This is a genomic window from Viridibacterium curvum (assembly GCF_039544165.1).
GTDB classification, from domain to species: Bacteria; Pseudomonadota; Gammaproteobacteria; order Burkholderiales; family Rhodocyclaceae; genus Viridibacterium; species Viridibacterium curvum.
Window position 1 is genome coordinate 421201 of sequence record NZ_BAABLD010000005.1, and the last position, 19799, is coordinate 440999.

16 protein-coding genes are annotated in these 19799 nt (G+C 62.0%); 13 read left to right on the top strand and 3 right to left on the bottom strand.

Going from position 1 to position 19799, the window contains the following annotated elements; genetic code table 11:
• Positions 1–65: 65 nt before the first annotated feature.
• The 3 genes from ABEA02_RS06060 to ABEA02_RS06070 are packed head-to-tail and all read left to right on the top strand — an operon-like array spanning position 66 to position 3323.
• Complete coding sequence (locus tag ABEA02_RS06060; protein ID WP_345531975.1) at positions 66–1640, top strand: cryptochrome/deoxyribodipyrimidine photo-lyase family protein; 1575 nt, start codon at positions 66–68, stop codon at positions 1638–1640.
• The gene (locus tag ABEA02_RS06065; protein ID WP_345531976.1) at positions 1637–1798 is read left to right on the top strand and encodes a DUF2256 domain-containing protein; all 162 of its coding nucleotides are present in this window, start codon (positions 1637–1639) and stop codon (positions 1796–1798) included. The genes ABEA02_RS06060 and ABEA02_RS06065 overlap by 4 nt, the downstream gene beginning before the upstream one ends.
• Complete coding sequence (locus ABEA02_RS06070; protein WP_345531977.1) at positions 1791–3323, top strand: cryptochrome/photolyase family protein; 1533 nt, start codon at positions 1791–1793, stop codon at positions 3321–3323. Before ABEA02_RS06065 ends, ABEA02_RS06070 begins: the two co-directional genes overlap by 8 nt.
• Positions 3324–3403: 80 nt before the next feature.
• On the opposite strand, the gene acnB is transcribed toward ABEA02_RS06070, so the two are convergent.
• The 3 genes from acnB to ABEA02_RS06085 are packed head-to-tail and all read right to left on the bottom strand — an operon-like array spanning position 3404 to position 8081.
• On the bottom strand, positions 3404–6013 hold the full coding sequence (acnB, locus tag ABEA02_RS06075; protein ID WP_345531979.1) for a bifunctional aconitate hydratase 2/2-methylisocitrate dehydratase: 2610 nt from the start codon (positions 6011–6013) through the stop codon (positions 3404–3406).
• Positions 6014–6040: 27 nt separating this feature from the next.
• Complete coding sequence (locus ABEA02_RS06080) at positions 6041–7063, bottom strand: HpcH/HpaI aldolase/citrate lyase family protein (RefSeq protein ID WP_345531980.1); 1023 nt, start codon at positions 7061–7063, stop codon at positions 6041–6043.
• A 25-nt stretch (positions 7064–7088) separates the two neighbouring features.
• Positions 7089–8081: a malate dehydrogenase gene (locus ABEA02_RS06085; RefSeq protein ID WP_345531981.1), complete on the bottom strand. Its 993-nt coding sequence runs from the start codon at positions 8079–8081 to the stop codon at positions 7089–7091.
• A gap of 322 nt (positions 8082–8403) precedes the next feature.
• On the opposite strand from ABEA02_RS06085, the gene ABEA02_RS06090 reads away from it, so the two are divergent.
• The 10 genes from ABEA02_RS06090 to lpdA all read left to right on the top strand — a co-directional run bounded on the left by ABEA02_RS06090 (position 8404) and on the right by lpdA (position 19719).
• Positions 8404–9132, top strand: coding sequence for a GntR family transcriptional regulator (locus tag ABEA02_RS06090; RefSeq protein ID WP_345531982.1), 729 nt, complete (start codon positions 8404–8406; stop codon positions 9130–9132).
• 83 nt (positions 9133–9215) lie between these two features.
• A complete protein-coding gene (gene sdhC, locus ABEA02_RS06095) occupies positions 9216–9605 on the top strand; it encodes a succinate dehydrogenase, cytochrome b556 subunit (protein ID WP_345531983.1) in 390 nt (129 codons plus the stop codon).
• The gene (sdhD, locus tag ABEA02_RS06100; RefSeq protein ID WP_345531984.1) at positions 9599–9949 is read left to right on the top strand and encodes a succinate dehydrogenase, hydrophobic membrane anchor protein; all 351 of its coding nucleotides are present in this window, start codon (positions 9599–9601) and stop codon (positions 9947–9949) included. The genes sdhC and sdhD overlap by 7 nt, the downstream gene beginning before the upstream one ends.
• Entirely contained in the window at positions 9950–11722 is a 1773-nt protein-coding gene (gene sdhA, locus ABEA02_RS06105) for a succinate dehydrogenase flavoprotein subunit (RefSeq protein ID WP_345531985.1), read from the top strand.
• A 16-nt stretch (positions 11723–11738) separates the two neighbouring features.
• The gene (locus ABEA02_RS06110) at positions 11739–12449 is read left to right on the top strand and encodes a succinate dehydrogenase iron-sulfur subunit (RefSeq protein ID WP_345531986.1); all 711 of its coding nucleotides are present in this window, start codon (positions 11739–11741) and stop codon (positions 12447–12449) included.
• 3 nt (positions 12450–12452) lie between these two features.
• A complete protein-coding gene (locus ABEA02_RS06115; RefSeq protein WP_345531987.1) occupies positions 12453–12719 on the top strand; it encodes an FAD assembly factor SdhE in 267 nt (88 codons plus the stop codon).
• 41 nt (positions 12720–12760) lie between these two features.
• A complete protein-coding gene (gene gltA / locus ABEA02_RS06120; protein ID WP_345531988.1) occupies positions 12761–14062 on the top strand; it encodes a citrate synthase in 1302 nt (433 codons plus the stop codon).
• A gap of 44 nt (positions 14063–14106) precedes the next feature.
• Positions 14107–16938: a 2-oxoglutarate dehydrogenase E1 component gene (locus ABEA02_RS06125; RefSeq protein ID WP_425584667.1), complete on the top strand. Its 2832-nt coding sequence runs from the start codon at positions 14107–14109 to the stop codon at positions 16936–16938.
• Between the two features lie 36 nt (positions 16939–16974).
• On the top strand, positions 16975–18240 hold the full coding sequence (gene odhB, locus ABEA02_RS06130) for a 2-oxoglutarate dehydrogenase complex dihydrolipoyllysine-residue succinyltransferase (protein WP_345531990.1): 1266 nt from the start codon (positions 16975–16977) through the stop codon (positions 18238–18240).
• A 54-nt stretch (positions 18241–18294) separates the two neighbouring features.
• On the top strand, positions 18295–19719 hold the full coding sequence (gene lpdA / locus ABEA02_RS06135) for a dihydrolipoyl dehydrogenase (RefSeq protein WP_345531991.1): 1425 nt from the start codon (positions 18295–18297) through the stop codon (positions 19717–19719).
• Positions 19720–19799: the final 80 nt, after the last annotated feature.

Below are 19799 nucleotides of genomic sequence, written 5' to 3' on the forward strand. Positions count from 1 at the left end.
TCTAGGACAAAGTGGTTCATTCTGAGCTGCATTCGTTTTACCTGTGTCCGCCTCCTTAATTCGCCATGCCATCCACGCAGCTTCTCTGGTTCAAGCGTGACCTGCGCCTGCAGGATCACGCCGCCTTGCATGCCGCCTGTGAAGCGCCTGCGTTGTTGCCAATCTTCTGTATCGAACCCTCGCTATGGCAGGCTGAGGACGCTTCGCCACGCCAGTTCGCCTTTGTGCGCGAGGGTTTGCAGTCGCTGGACGCCGCTTTGCGCCTGCGCGGCTCGCGCCTGTGCGTGCTGCATGGTGAGGTGGTGGCCATGCTGGAACTGCTGTGGCAGCAATGTCGCTTTACGCAGCTGCTGAGTCATCAGGAGACGGGTAATGCGATCAGCTATGCGCGCGATCTGGCGGTGGCGGACTGGTGCCGTAGCCGTGGAGTGGTGTGGCAGGAATTCACGCAGGATGGTGTGGTTCGCCGTCTGCGGTCGCGCGATGGCTGGGCAGCGCGCTGGGCTGAGCGCATGGCGGGTGAGCCTCTGCCGCCGCCCGAAACCTTGCCGCCTTGGCCGCCGCTGGATCTGAGCCGCCTGCCGCGTCCGGAGGCCTGGTACAGCGCATTCCTGCAGGCGGATCCATGCACGCGCCAACCGGGCGGGCGCGCTGCGGCAGAGGCTACGCTGGAGAGCTTTCTCGCCACGCGCAGTGAGCGCTATCGCGGCGGTATCTCTTCGCCCAATCTGGCGGAGCAGGCCTGCTCGCGCCTGTCGCCGCATCTGGCCTGGGGCTTGGTGTCGATGCGTGAGGTGGTGTCGGCCGTCCGTGCGCGCCGTGCGGTGCTGCAGACGATGCCCGAGGCGGGTCGCCCCCCGCGCATCCTGAGCGGGCTTGCGGCTTTCGAGGCGCGTCTGCACTGGCATTGCCACTTCATGCAGAAGCTGGAGAGTGAGCCGGCCATCGAGCATCACAACATGCTGCGTAGCTTTGACGGTATGCGTGAAGAGGCTTTCAATCGTGAGCATTTCGAGCGCTGGTGCGCGGGCGAGACGGGTTATCCCTTGATCGATGCCTGCATGCGCAAGCTGCAGGCCACGGGCTGGCTGAATTTCCGCATGCGCGCCATGCTGGTCAGCTTCGCGGCTTTTCCGCTGTGGCTGCACTGGCGCGAGCCAGGTCTGCACCTGGCCCGGCTGTTTGTCGATTACGAGCCCGGCATTCACTGGTCGCAGATGCAGATGCAGTCCGGCACCACGGGCATCAACGCGCTGCGCATCTACAACCCGGTCAAGCAGGCGCGTGACCAGGACCCACAGGGCCGCTTTGTCCGTCACTGGCTGCCAGCCCTGGCGCAGGTGCCGGACGACTACATCTTCGAGCCCTGGTTGATGCCTGAGAGCCTGCAGGTGCGCGTGGGCTGTCGCATCGGGCGGGATTATCCGGCGCCCATCGTTGCGTTCGAGCAGGCCACGCGCGAAGCGAAAGCGCGTCTGGCCGAATACCGTCGGCTCGACGAGACGCACCAGGGCGCGCGTGCCGTACTCGAAAAACATGGCAGCCGCAAAAGTGGTCTGCGCCAGAGTGGGGCTGCTGCACGCGAGACGCGTCGCAAGCGACGCAGTGCCGAGGATGGCGCGCAACTGGAGCTCCTATGAAACGCGCCTTCCATGGCAACAAACAATGCCTTCCCAGCAAACCCTGCGTGCATTGCGGCCGCAGCATGAGCTGGCGGCGAAGCTGGGCAAAAAACTGGGATGCAGTGAAGTACTGCTCCGAACGCTGCCGGCAGCAGGGCAGGGCTGCCCATGCGTAATCTGGTACTGATACTGGGCGATCAGCTGGCCCGGGATTCTGCCGCCCTGGATGGCTTCGACCCTGCGCAGGATCGTTTGCTGATGATCGAGGCAGCGGGCGAGGCGCAAGCGGTCTGGAGCCACAAGGCGCGCATAGCGCTGTTTCTCGCCGCCATGCGTCATCACGCGGCGTGGTTGCGCGCGCAGGGCTGGCCGTTGGATTACCGCGCACTCGGTGAGCATGAACAGTCCGATCTCTCCGCTGTACTGGCGCAGGCCTTGCAGACCTATGCTCCGCGCGCCCTGGTGCTCGTCGAGCCCGGCGAGTGGCGCTTGCAGCAGGCGATTCTCGCTATTGCGCAGCAGGTCGGCGTCAGTGTGCAGATACGTGACGACACGCACTTCCTGATTTCACGACACGAATTTGCTGATTGGGCCCGTGGTTATCGCCAGCTGCGCATGGAGTTCTTCTACCGTTTCATGCGCAAGCGGCTCGACATCCTGATGCGCGATGGCGAACCCGAGGGCGGGCGCTGGAATTTCGACGTCGAGAATCGCAAGGGTTTCGGTCGCGCGGGCCCGGGCTGGGTGCCGACGCACCAGGGCTTTGCGCCGGATGCGCTCACGCGAGAGGTCCTCGACGAGGTGCAAACGCGCTTTGCCGGGCATCCGGGTTCGCTCGCGAACTTCGACTGGCCCGTGACGCGTGAGGCAGCGGTCGCCGCGCTGCAGGATTTCGTAGACCATCGACTCGCGCACTTCGGCACCTGGCAGGACGCGATGTGGCGTGATGCACCCGTGCTGTATCACGCCCGCATCAGCGCAGCGATGAATCTCAAGCTGCTCTCGCCGCGTGAGGTCGTTGATGCGGTGTTGAGTGCCTGGCGACAGCACAGCTTGCCACTCGCGGGGGTCGAAGGATTCGTACGCCAGGTGATCGGCTGGCGTGAGTTCATTCGTGGCATTTACTGGCTCGACATGCCCGGCTTGCGTGAGGCCAACCATTTCGGCCACAGCCGCGAGCTGCCGCGCTGGTACTGGACGGGTGAGACGCACATGCAGTGCATGCGCCAGGTGATCGGTCAGACGCTGGACTACGCCTATGCCCACCACATCCAGCGTCTGATGGTCACCGGCATGTTCGCCATGCTGGCCGAGATCAGGCCGCAAGCGGTGGAGGACTGGTATCTCGCCGTCTACGTTGATGCCGTCGAGTGGGTAGAGTTGCCCAACGTGGCTGGCATGGCGCTCTACGCCAATGGCGGACGCTTCACCAGCAAACCTTATGCAGCAAGTGGTGCCTACGTGGCGCGCATGAGCAACTACTGCGAGGGGTGCCGCTACAAGCCGGATCAGCGCACCGGCGACAAGGCCTGCCCGCTGACCACGCTCTACTGGCACTTTCTCGATCGCCACGAGGCGGCATTGGCCGGGGAGCCTCGCACCGCACTGATGGTGAAGAATCTGGCGCGCATCCCGGCGACTGAGCGCGAGGCGATACGCACGCGCGCACAAGCCATGTTGGATGGTCTCGACGAACTCTGACGGGCGCGAATTAACCGGCGCAAAAAAAGCCCGCCAACTTGCGCTGGCGGGCTGTTGGGTGACGCCTGCGAAGGGCTTGATCAGACCTTCACTTCGTCTGCCACTTCCTTGTACTCGGCGATCTGGTCGAAGTTCATGTAGCGGTAGATCTTGCCTGCATCGGCGTTGATGACGCCCATGTCGGCCTGATATTCCGCCACGGTCGGCAGGCGACCGAGCTTCGAGGCAATCGCCGCGACTTCGGCCGAGGACAGGAACACGTTGGTGTTCTTGCCCAGACGGTTCGGGAAGTTGCGCGTCGAGGTCGACACGACGGTCGCGCCTTCACGCACCTGCGCCTGGTTGCCCATGCACAGCGAGCAGCCGGGCATTTCGGTACGCGCGCCCGCTGTGCCGAACACGCCGTAGTGGCCTTCCTTGGTCAGCTCGGAAGCATCCATCTTGGTCGGCGGAGCGACCCACAGCTTGACGGGGATGTCGCGCTTGCCTTCGAGCAGCTTGGAGGCGGCACGGAAGTGGCCGATGTTGGTCATGCAGGATCCGATGAAGACTTCGTCGATCGGCGTGTTCTGCACTTCCGACAGCACCTTGGCATCGTCCGGATCGTTCGGGCAGCAGAGGATGGGTTCCTTGATGTCAGCCAGGTCGATCTCGATGATGTGTGCGTAGTCGGCGTTTGCATCGGGTTCGAGCAGCTTGCCGTTGGCGATCCAGTCTTCCATTTTCTGGATGCGGCGTTCGAGCGTGCGCTTGTCGGCGTAGCCGTCGGCGATCATGTTCTTGAGCAGCACAATGTTGGAGCGCATGTACTCGACGATGGGCTCCTTGTTGAGGCGCACCGTGCAGCCAGCGGCCGAGCGCTCTGCCGAAGCGTCAGACAGTTCGAAAGCCTGTTCGACCTTGAGGTCAGGCAGACCTTCGATTTCGAGGATGCGGCCCGAGAACTCGTTGATCTTGCCGGCCTTGGCGACGGTCAGCAGACCTTGCTTGATGCCGTACAGGGGGATGGCATGCACGAGGTCACGCAGCGTGACGCCGCGCTTCTGCGCTTCTTCCATCGAGCCCTTGAAGCGCACGAGCACCGATTCCGGCATGTCCAGCGGCATCACGCCGGTGGCCGCAGCAAAGGCGACCAGGCCCGAACCTGCCGGGAAGCTGATGCCGACCGGGAAGCGGGTGTGGCTGTCGCCACCGGTGCCGACGGTGTCGGGCAGCAGCATGCGGTTGAGCCAGGAGTGGATCACGCCGTCACCGGGGCGCAGCGAGATGCCGCCACGGTTCGAGATGAACTTGGGCAGTTCGCGGTGCGTCTTCACGTCGACGGGCTTCGGATACGCGGCGGTGTGGCAGAAGGATTGCATCACGAGGTCGGCCGAGAAGCCCAGGCAAGCCAAGTCCTTGAGCTCGTCGCGCGTCATCGGGCCGGTCGTGTCCTGCGAGCCGACCGAGGTCATCTTCGGTTCGCAGTAGGTGCCGGGGCGCATGCCCTTGCCTTCAGGCAGACCACAGGCGCGACCAACCATCTTCTGCGCCAGCGTGTAGCCCTTGCCGTTGTCGGCGGGGTTCTGCGGCAGGCGGAACAGGGTGGAGGCGGGCAGGCCGAGGAATTCACGTGCCTTGCCGGTCAGGCTGCGGCCGATGATGAGGTTGATGCGGCCGCCAGCGCGCACTTCGTCGAGCAGCACCAGGGTCTTGAGTTGCGATTCAGCAATCGTGGCGCCGCCCTTGGTGGCGGTGACCTTGCCAGTGGCATGGTCGACGCTCAGGACGATCTCGTCGCCCATGTCCATCTTGGCGACGTCGATTTCGATCGGCAGTGCGCCGGCATCTTCCTGCGTGTTGAAGAAGATCGGGGCAATCTTGCCGCCGAGGCAGACGCCACCGAACTTCTTGTTCGGCACGTAGGGGATGTCTTCACCGGTCCACCACAACACGGAGTTCGTTGCGGACTTGCGCGAGGAACCGGTACCGACCACGTCGCCGACGTAGGCCACGAGGTTACCTTTCGCGGCGAGGTCCTGGATCATCTTGATCGGGCCGCGCTTGCCGTCCTCTTCCGGCGTGATGCCGGGGCGGGTGTTCTTGAGCATGGCGAGTGCATGCAGGGGGATGTCCGGACGGCTCCACGCATCGGGTGCTGGGGAAAGATCGTCGGTGTTGGTTTCGCCAGTCACCTTCAGCACGGTCAGCTTGATGCTGCCAGGGAATTCGGGGCGCGAGGTGAACCACTCGGCATCCGCCCAGCTCTGCACGACGGACTTGGCGGCGGCATTGCCGGCCTTGGCCTTCTCGGCGACGTCGTGGAAGTAGTCGAACATCAGCAGCGTCTTCTTCAGCGCAGCGGCGGCGATGGGGGCGAGCGCTGCGTCATCGAGCAGGTCGATGAGGGGCTTGACGTTGTAACCGCCAACCATGGTGCCGAGTAGCTCGGTCGCCTTCTCTTTCGAGATCAGCGTGACGCTGAGGTCGCCGTGGGCGACAGCGGCAAGGAACGACGCCTTGACCTTCGCGGCGTCATCCACGCCGGGTGGTACGCGATGGGTCAGCAGTTCGACGAGGAAGGCTTCTTCACCAGCGGGCGGATTCTTGATCAGCTCGATGAGTTCTGCGGTCTGCTTGGCGTCCAGCGCAAGGGGCGGGATACCGAGGGCGGCGCGTTCAGCGACGTGTTGGCGATAGGCTACGAGCACGGTCTTTCCTCCAGCTTGGGGTATGTGTCAGTGAAGTTCAAAAAAGCGCTTGCGGGCTGCCGCCGGCATGTCGCAGCCGATGGCATGGGCCCGCTTGAGCAGGTTCCAGTAATAACGATAAGACGCGCGGTCGTGAAGCTGTCCGTCCCGCTGTGTCGGACCCCAGTCCGCGTCCTGCGCGGCGCCGAGGATGTCGGTGGCCTCCTGCAGTGCACCGCCATCGGGGCGCATGGCGGCGAGGATGGCCTCAACCTGGTTGGGATGAATGCTCCACATGCGCAGAAAACCAAACTCCTGCCGCGCACGTCCTGCATCTTGCAGAATCCGTGCCTGATCGCGCAGCTCGGTCGTAACGTTGTGCGTTGGTACGATGGCATGGGCCAGCGCGGCCGCAACGATGTCGGACTTCGCGCGACGCAGCAGGGGGTGATCGAACTGTCCGGGGCTTGTCATGGTGCTGGCGTCCAGCGCGCCATGATGGCTGCTGACGAAGTCCATGAGACCGAAGTCCAGCGACTCGACACCGGGCAGCGTGGCAATGGCCCACACATCACGCAGTGCACCATGCGTTTCGATCAGCACATGCAAGGGGATCGGGCGGGGCGCGTGGCGGACGATGTGGTGCTGCGCTTCACAGTCGCGCAGCGCATGCAGAGCCAGCTTGACGTCATCAAGGCTACGCGCCTTGGGTAGCGTGACATAAGCGATGCGCGGACCGGCTTTGCGAATCAGGCATTGCAGATCGGCCAGCCAGCATGGGTGCGTGACATCGTGGATGCGCACACCGATGCGACCGAACTGGTTCTCCGGGCTCATCAGCAGCGAAGCCACGAGTTCGGCATGCTGGCGCTCGTTGCCAACGGCAGCGCCGTCTTCGCAATCAAAGGTGATATCGATGGCCGGGATGCCGTCGCGCGAATATTCAACCTGCATGGCCATCGCGCGACGCATCAGCTTTTCGCTGCCGGCGTAGTGGTCGACTACGGGAAGCGAGGGGAGTTGCCGCCCCTCGGTGAGCAGCACGGTATCAGGATGCTGACGCGTGCTCATGTTCTTCCCGTTTCCCTCAGCGACCTCAGGCCAGCAAGTCTGCGACGCCAGCGCGCTCTTCTTCGAGTTCCTTCAGCGTGAAGTTCATCTTCTCGCGCGAGAACTCGTCGATTTCCAGACCTTGCACGCGGGTGTATTCACCGTTTGCGCAGATCACGGGCACGCCATAGATGATGCCGGCCGGGATGCCGTAGGAGCCATCGGATTCGATACCCATGGTGACCCATTCGCCGTTCGAGCCGAGGAACCAGTCGCGCATGTGATCAATGGCGGCGTTGGCGGCAGATGCGGCCGACGACAGACCACGTGCTTCGATGATCGCCGCGCCACGCTTGCCGACGGTGGGCAGGAAGGTTTCACGGTTCCAGGTTTCGTCATTGATCAGCGTCTTGACGTTGTCACCGTTGCTGGTGACGAAGCGGTAGTCGGCGTACATCGTCGGCGAGTGGTTGCCCCACACGACGAGGTTCTTCAGCGAAGCGACGTCGCGGCCCGACTTGGAGGCCAGTTGCGACAGGGCGCGGTTGTGGTCCAGGCGCAGCATGGCGGTGAAGTTCTTGGCAGGAACGCGGCCGAACTTCTTGGCGGTCTCCTTGGCGATGTAGGCGTTGGTGTTGCAGGGGTTGCCGACAACCAGCACGCGGCAGTTCGGGTCAGCGTACTGGCCGATGGCGGCGCCTTGTACGGTGAAGATCTTGGCGTTTTCAGCCAGCAGGTCCTTGCGTTCCATGCCGGGGCCGCGCGGACGCGCGCCGACGAGCAGGGCCGCTTGCGAATCCTTGAAGGCAACGTTGGGGTCGTCCGTGGCGATCATGCCGGCCAGCAGCGGGAAGGCACAGTCTTCCAGTTCCATCATCACGCCCTTGACCGCCTTTTGCGCTTGCGGCAGGTCGAGCAGCTGGAGGATCACCGGTTGGTCTTTGCCGAGCATTTCGCCACTGGCAATGCGGAACAGCAGGCTGTAACCAATTTGACCGGCAGCGCCGGTGACGGTGACGCGAATGGGGGACTTGGACATTGAAAACTCCTGGATCAGTGGATCGCTGGTCTAAAAATCATCGGGGAGAGACGCCGTTGCCGCAGATCGGGGGATGCGTTCCAGCTGCTGCTTCTCATATGACAACAGGAGAAGCGGAGCAGGTGGCACGGAACGGCACAGCTGTGAATGTAGCGCAGCATTTCTTGCCATGCAGCATTCCTTGTGCGGTTCGTTGCCTAGATTGCGAAACGTGCCGAGAATACACCCGTTCAGTCATGTTCGTCAAAAGCTAACATATGTCTTATATAAGACGCAAGAGTGAATGTGGATGTTTTGAATTTTTTGTGCTTCAATGCCGTCCATGGCACACCTGTCGCCGACTTTCAGTCCGTTGTACCAACAAATCAAGACCCTGATTCTTCAGGCACTTGAGGCAGGGGAGTGGACGCCGGGTCAGGCCATCCCGAGTGAGCAGGATCTGGCAACCCGGTTTGGTGTCAGCCAGGGGACCGTGCGCAAGGCCATTGACGAGCTCTCTTCAGAAAACATCCTGTTGCGTCGTCAAGGCAAAGGAACGTTTGTTGCCTCGCATCATGATCCGCGAGCATTATTCCGCTTCCTGCGCCTGGTGCCCCTGTCGGGCGGCGGCGCGCAGCCGGTGAGCATGCCGCTGGAATGCTGGAAGGCGCGGGCCGGACAGGAGGCGTCGAAGAATCTTCAGGTGGCGATGGGTAGTCCGCTGACCATTATCCGCCGTCTGTTGAAGTTCGATACCAAGCCGGTAGTGGTCGATGAGATCTACCTGCCGGGAGAAGTGTTTCAGGGCTTGTCCCTGGAGATGTTGCAGGACTGGGAGGGCTCGCTGTATAGCCTTTTCGAAACACGCTTCGGCTTGCGCATGATTCGTGCGTCCGAACGTATCCGTGCTGTGGCGGCCGAGCGCGCGCCGGCGGAGTTGCTGGGTGTGCCAGAACACACGCCCTTGTTGTCCGTAGAGCGTGTTGCTTATACGTATGGCGATAAGCCGGTCGAGTGGCGGCGGGGGCTGTATTCGACGGCAGAACATTTTTACCTGAACGAGCTCAGCTGAGGCTGAGGGCGCGCAGGGTGTTTGTGCAGGATCGTTTCAATAGAGCAGCGCGCGACGCTGCATGATTTGTGGAGGTGCAAGGTATGGCAGAAGCTAGCGTCAGCAAGCCACGGCCCAAGCATCTGGATCTGGTCAAGATCCGGTTGCCACTGCCAGGGTTTGTTTCGATTCTCCACCGTGTCAGCGGTGCAGGTCTCTTCCTCTGTTTGCCGCTGCTGGTGTGGCTCTTCGGCGCAAGCCTGGGCTCCCCCGAGCAGTTGGAGAGCTTCCGTGCCGTCATCGGCAATCCTTTCGTCAAGCTGATCCTTCTGGGTCTTCTCTGGGCCTACCTGCATCATTTCTGTGCAGGCATCCGCTTTCTCCTGCTTGATATGCACAAGGGCATCGAACTGCCGCAAGCGCGCTTCACCGCCGCTGTCGTGCTGGCTGTGAGCCTCGGCCTGACCGTTGCGATCGGAGTCTTCACATGGTGAAACGTCTTGTAGTCGGTGCCCACTACGGCTTCCGCGACTGGCTGATCCAGCGCCTGACCGCCGTCGTGATGGCGCTCTACACGCTGATCTTCGCGATCAACGTGATCTTCTTCATGCCAGCCTGGGATAACGCTTCGTGGCGCAGCCTGTTCGCTGGCGGCTTCATGCGTTTCATTACCTTCCTGTTCTTCCTGTCGCTGTTCTATCACGCCTGGATTGGCGTTCGCGACATCTGGATGGATTACGTGAAGCCCATCAGTGTGCGCCTGACCCTGCACGCCATTACCGCTCTTTTGCTCATCGGCTACGCCGGCTGGGCAGCCCAGATTCTGTGGAGGCTCTAATTGAAAGTCGCCAAGCGTACGTTTGATGCAGTGATCGTCGGTGCCGGTGGTGCCGGCATGCGCGCTGCGGTGACCCTGGCGGAGTCCGGTCTCAAGACCGCCGTCATTTCCAAGGTTTTTCCGACCCGTTCGCATACCGTTGCGGCGCAGGGTGGGGTGTCGGCTTCGCTGGGTAACTCCGAGCCTGACCACTGGACCTGGCACATGTATGACACGGTCAAGGGCTCCGACTGGCTCGGTGACCAGGACGCCATCGAGTTCATGTGCAAGCAGGCGCCGCAAGTCGTCGTCGAGCTTGAGCACTATGGCATGCCGTTTGACCGTACCGACGAAGGCAAGATTTACCAGCGTCCCTTCGGCGGTCATATGTCCAATTTCGGTGAGAAGCCTGTGCGCCGCGCCTGTGCGGCGGCTGACCGTACCGGTCACGCCATGTTGCACGCGCTGTATCAGCGCAACGTGCGTGCGAATACGCAGTTCTTCGTCGAATGGATGGCGCTCGATCTGCTGCGTGCTGCAGACGGCCGTGTGCTCGGCGTAATCGCCATGGAAATGGAAACCGGCGAGATCACCGTGTTCCAGGCCAAGGCTACGCTGTTCGCCACCGGCGGTGCCGGTCGCATCTACTACTCCTCGACCAATGCCTTCATCAACACCGGTGACGGCGTGGGCATGGCGGCGCGTGCCGGCATTCCGCTGGAAGACATGGAGTTCTGGCAGTTCCACCCGACCGGCGTGGCTGGCGCGGGCGTGCTGATTACCGAAGGCGTGCGTGGCGAGGGCGGAATCCTGCGCAACGCTTCGGGCGAGCGCTTCATGGAACGCTATGCACCGAATGCCAAGGACCTCGCTTCGCGTGACGTCGTCTCGCGTGCCATGGTCACGGAAATCAACGAAGGTCGCGGCTGTGGTCCCAACAAGGATCACGTGATGCTGGACATCACCCACCTTGATGCCGACGTGATCAACAAGCGTCTGCCGGGCATTCGCGAAATCTCCATCCAGTTCGCCGGTACCGACCCGATCAAGGCGCCGATCCCTGTCGTGCCGACCTGCCACTACCAGATGGGTGGTATCCCCACCAACTACCGTGGCGAAGTGGTTGATTACGGCAATGTCATCCCCGGTTTCTACGCTGCCGGCGAATGTGCCTGTGCCTCGGTGCACGGTGCCAACCGCCTTGGCACGAACTCGCTGCTCGACCTGCTGGTCTTCGGCAAGAGTTCGGGCGAATCGATGGTCGAGTTCATCCGCAACGAGCCCGCAGCGCTGCCCGAGATCCCGCAAGGCGAGATCGACAAGGCGCTGGCGCGCGTCAATCGCCTGAACACACAGACCAACGGCGCGGATGTGGCCGAGACGCGTCTGGCCATGCAGCGCACGATGCAGGCGCATGCCGGCGTGTTCCGCTTCAAGGACATGCTGCAACAGGGTGTCGACAAGATCCTCGAGATCGAAAAGGCTGTGCAGCAGACCGAGATCAAGGACAAATCCATGGTCTGGAATACCGCACGTATCGAGGCGCTGGAGCTGGAAAACCTGATCGAGGTTGCCAAGGCCACCATGTTGTCGGCCAACGCGCGTACCGAATCGCGTGGTGCCCACGTGCGTGACGATGCACCGGACACCCCGGAGAATCCGAACGGCCGCGATGACAAGAACTGGCTCAAGCACACCCTGTGGTATCGCGATGGCAACCGCCTCGAATACAAGCCGGTGAACCTCACGCCGCTGACCGTTGAAACCGTTGCGCTGAAGACGCGCGCGTACTGATCCCGGAGCCCATGAAATGACCAACCGCGTTGTCAATTTCAAGATCTACCGCTACGACCCGGACAAGGACGCAGCGCCCTACATGCAGGACATTTCGGTCGAGCTTGACCCGTCGGACCGCAAGCTGCTCGATGCCCTGACCAAGCTGAAGGCCAAGGACGATTCGATGTCCTACCGCCGTTCCTGCCGTGAAGGCGTGTGTGGTTCGGACGCGATGAACATCAACGGCAAGAACGGCCTGGCCTGCCTGACCGACATCGACAGTCTCGCGCAGCCGATCACGCTGCGTCCGCTGCCTGGCCTGCCGGTCATTCGCGACCTCATCGTCGATATGACTCAGTTCTTCAAGCAGTACCACTCGATCAAGCCCTACGTGGTCAACAACACGCCGGCACCGGAGCGCGAGCGCCTGCAGACGCCGGAAGAACGCGAGGAGCTCAACGGCCTCTACGAGTGCATCCTGTGCGCCTGCTGCTCGACGAGCTGCCCGAGCTTCTGGTGGAACCCTGACAAGTTCGTCGGCCCGGCTGGCCTGCTTGCTGCTTACCGTTTCATCGCTGATACGCGCGACGAAGAGACCAACGAGCGCCTCGATAACCTTGAAGACCCGTATCGCCTGTTCCGTTGCCACACGATCATGAACTGTGTGGATGTGTGCCCCAAGCACCTCAACCCGACCAAGGCGATCGGCAAGATCAAGGAATTGATGCTGTCGCGAGCTGTGTGAGCCATGAGCCTGCATGCCCAGCGTGAGAAGGTGAAATGGCGAGCCCGCCGTGGGTTGCTGGAGCTTGACCTCTTTTTCACCCGCTTTCTCCAGAATGACCTGGAGGCGCTGGATGCGGCTCAGCTGGACAACCTGCTTGATCTGCTGGTCTGCGATGACCACGAGCTCTGGGCGATGCTGAACGGCACGAAAGACTGTGAAGTAGAGCGCTGGAAATCGATGGTGACGCTGCTGAAGAGTCGCGCACCGGATTGTGCAGGAACTATTTAAACCTCGATGTAAACCTCGGTTCTGTTGAAGGGATAGAAATCATGACGACCCCGCGTAATGCCACCCTGACCCTGGACGGTCAGTCCTACGAGTTCCCCGTTCTTTCCGGCAGCGTCGGGCCGGATGTCATCGACATCCGTTCGCTCTATGCGAAGTCTGGCGCCTTCACCTTTGACCCCGGCTTCATGTCGACGGCCGCCTGCAAGTCCTCGATCACCTACATCGACGGTGACAAGGGCGAGCTGATGTATCGCGGCTACCCCATCGCCAACCTGGCTGAGAACTGCAACTTCCTCGAAACCTGCTACCTGCTCAAGAACGGCGAGCTGCCCAACAAGGTGCAGTACGACGAATTCGAAGGCACGGTGCGCAAGCACACCATGGTGCATGAGCAGCTGACACGTCTGTACCAGGGCTTCCGTCGCGATGCGCACCCGATGGCCATCCTCGTCGGCGTGGTGGGCGCGCTGTCTGCCTATTACCAAGACTCGCTGGACATCTCCAACCCCGAGCACCGCAACATCGCTGCGATCCGCCTGATCGCAAAGATGCCGACCATCGTTGCGATGGCCTACAAGTACACCGTGGGTCAGCCCTTCATGTTCCCGCGCAACGATCTGGGCTACGCCGAGAACTTCCTGCACATGATGTTCGCGACGCCGTGCGAAGAGTACAAGCCGAATCCCGTGCTGGCTCGCGCACTCGACCGCATCCTGATCCTGCACGCTGACCACGAGCAGAACGCTTCGACCTCGACCGTGCGTCTGTCCGGTTCGTCGGGCGCCAACCCCTTCGCCTGTATCGCAGCCGGCATCGCCTGTCTGTGGGGTCCGGCACACGGCGGCGCCAACGAAGCTTGCCTCGTGATGCTGGAAGACATCATGCAGCAGGGCGGTGTCGAGAAGATTGGTGAGTTCATCGCCAAGGTCAAGGACAAGAACTCCGGCGTCAAGCTGATGGGCTTCGGTCACCGTGTTTACAAGAACTACGATCCGCGCGCCACGCTGATGCGCGAGACCTGTCACGAAGTGCTGAGCGAACTGGGCCTGCAGGACGACCCGATGTTCAAGCTCGCCATGGCACTCGAAAAGATCGCGCTGGAAGACGAGTACTTCGTGTCCCGCAAGCTCTACCCGAACGTCGATTTCTACTCCGGCATCGTGCAGAAGGCCATGGGCATCCCCGTGCCGCTGTTCACCGGCATCTTTGCACTGGCCCGCACCATCGGCTGGATTGCGCAGTGGAACGAAATGATCGGTGACCCCGAACAGAAGATTGGCCGTCCCCGTCAGCTCTACACCGGCGCTACGCCTCGCAGCGTGACGCCGATGTCGCTGCGCTGAGCTGCACGCGGCCCTGATCACATAGAAGAGGTGAACAAATAATGATGAAACCCTTCCTCACGAACTCCTACCTGTTCGGCTCCAACGCGCCGTTCATTGAGGAGCTCTACGAGACCTATCTGGAGAATCCGGCCGGCGTGCCGGATCAGTGGCGCGATTACTTCGACCAGCTGCAGAACATGCCAGGCGCTGGCCGCGACGTGGCGCATGCGCCCGTCATCGCCTCGTTTGCGCAAATGGCCAAGCAAAGCAAGTTCGCCGCCAACACCAACGGCGTGGCCGACAAGCGTCAGGTCGGCGTGCTGCAGATGATCAACGCCTACCGCTTCCTTGGAAACCGCTGGGCGCAGATCGATCCGCTCAAGCGCCAGGAGCGCCCCGCGATCCCGGAGCTGGAGCCCTCGCACTACGGCTTCACCGAGGCTGATCTGTCGGCCCCGTTTGCCATCGGTTCCTTCCAGTTCCAGCAGAACCCGCAAGCCACGCTGCGCGAAATCCTCGAAGCCCTGCGCCAGACCTACTGCGGCTCGATCGGCGCCGAGTACATGTACATCTCGGACATCGCCCAGAAGCGCTGGATCCAGTCGCGCCTGGAGCCGATCCGTTCGACCGCCACGCTGCCGACCGAGCAGAAGAAGCGCATCCTCGAACGCCTGACCGCTGCCGAGACGCTTGAGAAGTACCTCCACACCCGCTACGTCGGCCAGAAGCGTTTCTCGCTCGAAGGCGGCGAATCGGCCATCGTCGCGATGGACAACCTGATCAACACTGCCGGTGCGCAAGGCGTGCAGGACATCGTGATCGGCATGGCCCACCGTGGTCGTCTGAACGTGCTGGTCAACACGCTGGGCAAGAGCCCCTCGACCCTGTTCTCCGAATTCGAAGGCAAGGCTGCAAGCGACCTCACCGCCGGTGACGTGAAGTACCACATGGGTTTCTCCAGCGACGTGAATACCGCTGGCGGCCCGGTACACCTCACGCTGGCGTTCAACCCGTCCCACCTCGAAATCGTCAATCCGGTCGTGCTGGGCTCGGTGTTCGCGCGCCAGAAGCGTCGTGACGGCAAGCAGGAACAGGCGCTGCCCATCCTCATCCACGGCGATGCCGCCGTGGCCGGCCAGGGCATCAACCAGGAAATCCTCAACTTCAGCCAGACGCGCGGTTACGGCGTTGGCGGTGCAGTGCACATCATCATCAACAACCAGATCGGTTTCACGACTTCCGATCCGCGTGATGCACGCTCCTCGATCTACTGCACGGACATCTTCAAGATGGCCGAAGCACCGATCTTCCACGTCAATGGTGACGATCCCGAAGCTGTGGCACTCGTTTGCCAACTGGCTGTCGAGTTCCGCCAGACCTTCAAGAAGGACGTGGTCATCGACCTGCTGTGCTACCGCAAGCTCGGCCACAACGAGGCCGACGAGCCCATGGTCACCCAGCCGCTGATGTACAAGAAGATCGGCCAGCACCCCGGTACGCGCAAGCTGTACGCCGACAAACTCGTCGGTCAGGGTGTCTGTGCGGCGGACGAGCCCGAGCAGATCATCGCCAGCTACCGCGAGCACCTCGACCGTGGTGAGCTGCTGTACAACCCGGCACTGTCGGGCCACACCCGCAAGTACGCACAGGACTGGACGCCCTTCCTCAAGAAGGACTACACCGATGCTGCCGATACGACCGTGCCGATGGCTGAGCTCAAGCGTCTGTCGGCCCGCCTGACCGACATCCCTGCAGGCTTCACGCTGCACCCCACCGTGTCGCGCGTCATCGAGAACCGCAAGGCCATGGGCGCCGGTGAGCGTCCGCTTGACTGGGGCATGGGCGAGAACCTTGCCTACGCCTCGCTGGTGGCGCAAGGCTACGGTGTGCGCGTGTCGGGCCAGGACTGCGGTCGCGGCACTTTCGTGCACCGCCATGCCGTGCTGCATGATCAGAACCGCGAGAAGTGGGACGCCGGCAGCCACGTTCCCCTGAAGAACATCCAGGAAGGCCAGGCACCGTTCGTGGTGATTGACTCCGTGCTGTCGGAAGCCGGCGTGCTCGGCTTCGAGTACGGCTACGCCACGGCCGAGCCGAATGAACTCGTGATCTGGGAAGCCCAGTTCGGCGATTTCGGCAATGGGGCGCAGGTTGTTATCGATCAGTTCATCAGCTCTGGTGAAGCCAAGTGGGGCCGTCTCGCCGGCATCACCATGCTGCTGCCGCACGGCTATGAAGGGCAGGGCCCGGAGCATTCGTCCGCACGTCTGGAGCGTTACATCCAGCTGTCGGCCGAGAATAACTGGCAGGTCACGGTGCCTTCCACACCGGCACAGATCTTTCACCTGCTGCGCCGTCAGATGATTCGTCCGCTGCGCAAGCCGCTGGTGGTCATGACGCCCAAGTCCCTGCTGCGCCACAAAGATGCTGTCTCGACCCTTGAGGAGCTGGCCAACGGCGGCTTCCAGACCGTCATCGGTGAAGTCGACAAACTCGATGCCAAGAAGGTCAAGCGCGTTGTGCTCTGCAGCGGCAAGATCTACTACGAGCTGGCAGCCGAGCGTCATGCCAAGGGCATCAAGGACGTCGCCATCGTGCGTATCGAACAGCTCTATCCCTTCCCGGATGAAGCGCTGACTGCCGAGCTGGCCAAGTTCCCCAATGCCAAGGAAGTCGTCTGGTGCCAGGAAGAGCCGGAAAACCAGGGTAGCTGGTACTTCTTCGTATCGCGTCAGCACTTGTCGCGCTCGCTGCCCAAGGGGGTCTCGCTGCACCTCGTCAGCCGCCCGGCCGCTGCATCGCCGGCCGTCGGTTACTACGCCAAGCACAACGCACAACAGAAGGAAGTGGTGGAAGGTGCGTTCGGACCGCTGGATCAAGGCACTGCCAACTGATCCGCCCGCGCACAATAAAAACCAAGGACAAATCAAATGATCATTGAAGTCAAAGTTCCGCAGCTTTCCGAATCCGTGTCGGAAGCCACACTCGTCAGCTGGCACGCCAAGGAAGGCCAGGCCGTCAAGCGTGACCAGAACCTCATCGACATCGAGACCGACAAGGTCGTGCTGGAAACCCCGGCGCCTGCCGATGGCGTGCTGGTCAAGATCATCATCGGCAACGGTACGACCGTGACCAGCGGTGATGTGCTGGCCCAGATCGACACCGAAGCCAAGGCTGGCGATACCGCACCGGCCGCTGCTGCAGCCCCCGCTGCTGCTCCGGCCTCGGCCCCCGCGGCTGCGGCATCGGCAGGTGGTGCTGGCGGTACCGGCCCCGCAGCACGCAAGATTCTCGCCGAGAAGGGCGTTGATGCAGCCAGCGTGCAAGGAACGGGCCCCGGCGGACGCGTCACCAAGGCTGACGCCCTCGGCGCCGGCAAGCCTGCCGCCCCCGGTAGCAGCGCCACCGTGTCGACCGTCGTGCCTGTCGTCGTCGGCGCCGGTCAGCCGCTGCCGCAACCGCCTGCACCGGTGTCGATCGAATCCGTGCTGGCCGACCGCCCTGAACAACGCGTGCCGATGAGCCGTCTGCGTGCCCGCGTTGCCGAGCGCCTGCTGCAATCGCAAGCTACCAACGCCATCCTGACCACGTTCAACGAAGTGAACATGGCCCCCGTGATGGAGCTGCGCAAGAAGTACGTCGAGAAGTTCGAGAAGGAACACGGCATCAAGCTCGGCTTCATGTCCTTCTTCGTCAAGGCCGCCTGTGCCGCACTCAAGAAGTTCCCGATCCTCAACGCCTCGGTCGATGGCAATGACATCGTCTATCACGGCTACATCGACATTGGTATCGCCGTCGGTTCGCCGCGTGGCCTCGTTGTGCCCATCCTGCGCAATGCAGACCAGATGAGCATTGCGGACATCGAGAAGAAGATCGCCGAGTACGGTGCCAAGGCCAAGGATGGCAAGCTCAGCATGGAAGAGCTCACCGGCGGCACCTTCTCCATCTCCAACGGTGGTGTGTTCGGTTCGATGCTGTCGACCCCGATCATCAACCCGCCGCAATCGGCGATCCTCGGTATCCACGCCACCAAGGACCGCGCAGTGGTTGAGAACGGTCAGGTTGTCGTCCGCCCGATCAACTACTTTGCCATGTCCTACGACCACCGCATCATCGACGGCCGTGAAGCCGTCCTGGGCCTGGTGGCCATGAAGGAAGCGCTGGAAGATCCGGCCCGCCTGCTGCTGGAAATCTGATAGCCGTTGTTTGAAGGGGCGCGCTGGTCGCGCCCCGTTGCCAAGGACAAGAAAATGTCGAAAGAGTTTGACGTCGTCGTCATCGGTGGTGGTCCCGCCGGCTATGTCGCCGCGATCCGTGCCTCGCAACTGGGCCTCAATACGGCCTGCTGCGAATCTGAAGCTTATGCCGACCCCAAGGGCGAACCGCGTCTGGGCGGCACCTGCCTCAACGTGGGTTGCATCCCCTCCAAGGCCCTGCTGCACTCCTCCGAGCTGTATGACCAGGCTGCCCACTCGTTCGTCATGCACGGCATCAAAGCCGACAAGGTCTCCATCGACGTGCCGACGATGATCCAGCGCAAGACGAATATCGTCACGCAGCTGGTCACCGGCATCAAGAGCCTGTTCAAGAAGTACAAGGTCACTTTCCTCCCCGGTCACGGCAGCTTTGTCGGTCAGGTCGATGGCAAGTGGCAAGTGAAAATTGCGGATGAAGTCGTGACGACCAAGCACGTCATCGTGGCGACGGGCTCGTCCGCACGTCACTTGCCGGGCATCGCGGTCGACCAGAAGCTGATCCTCGACAACGCTGGCGCACTCGATATCAACGCCGTGCCCAAGCGCCTTGGCGTCATCGGTGCCGGTGTCATCGGCCTCGAAATGGGCTCGGTGTGGAAGCGTCTCGGTTCCGACGTCACCATCCTCGAAGCTGCACCAGACTTTCTCGCTGCAGCCGATTCCGCTGTCGCCAAGGAAGCCTGGAAGATCTTCACGACCAAGCAAGGTCTCAAGATCAACCTCGGCATTCAGCTCAAGGAGGTCACGCCGGGCAAGGACAGCGTCACCATCAAGTATGAGAATGACGAAGGCGAACAAACGCTCGAAGTCGACAAGCTCATCGTTGCGGTCGGCCGCGTGCCCAACACCAACGGCCTCAACGCCAATGCGGTCGGCCTCGCGCTCGATGAGCGTGGCCGCATCAAGGTCGACGAGCACTGCGCTACCAACCTGCCCAATGTCTGGGCGGTCGGCGACGTAGTGCCCGGCCCGATGCTCGCGCACAAGGGTATGGAAGAGGGCGTGATGGTGGCTGAAGTGATTTCGGGTCAGGCCGGTCACATTAACCACAACACCATTCCCTGGGTCATCTACACCCACCCGGAAATTGCCTGGGTCGGCAAGACCGAGCAGGAGCTCAAGGCTGCCAACGTGCCGTTCAAGGAAGGCAAGATTCCCTTCCTCGCCAACGGTCGCGCACTGGGTCAGGGCGACACCACGGGCTTCGTCAAGGTCATCGCACATGCCGAAACCGACGAGATCCTCGGTGCCCACATCATCGGTACCAATGCTTCGGAGCTGATCGCCGAAGCCGTGGTCGCGATGGAGTTCGGTGCGTCGTCGGAAGACATCGCCCGTACCTGCCATGCGCACCCGACGCTGTCGGAAGCGTTCCACGAGGCTGCGCTCGCTGTCGACAAACGTTCGTTGCACTTCTGATCTTGACCGTCATTCCCGCGAAGGCGGGAATCCAGCGACTTTTTTGCGTACAGGCAACGACACTGGATTCCCGCCCTCGC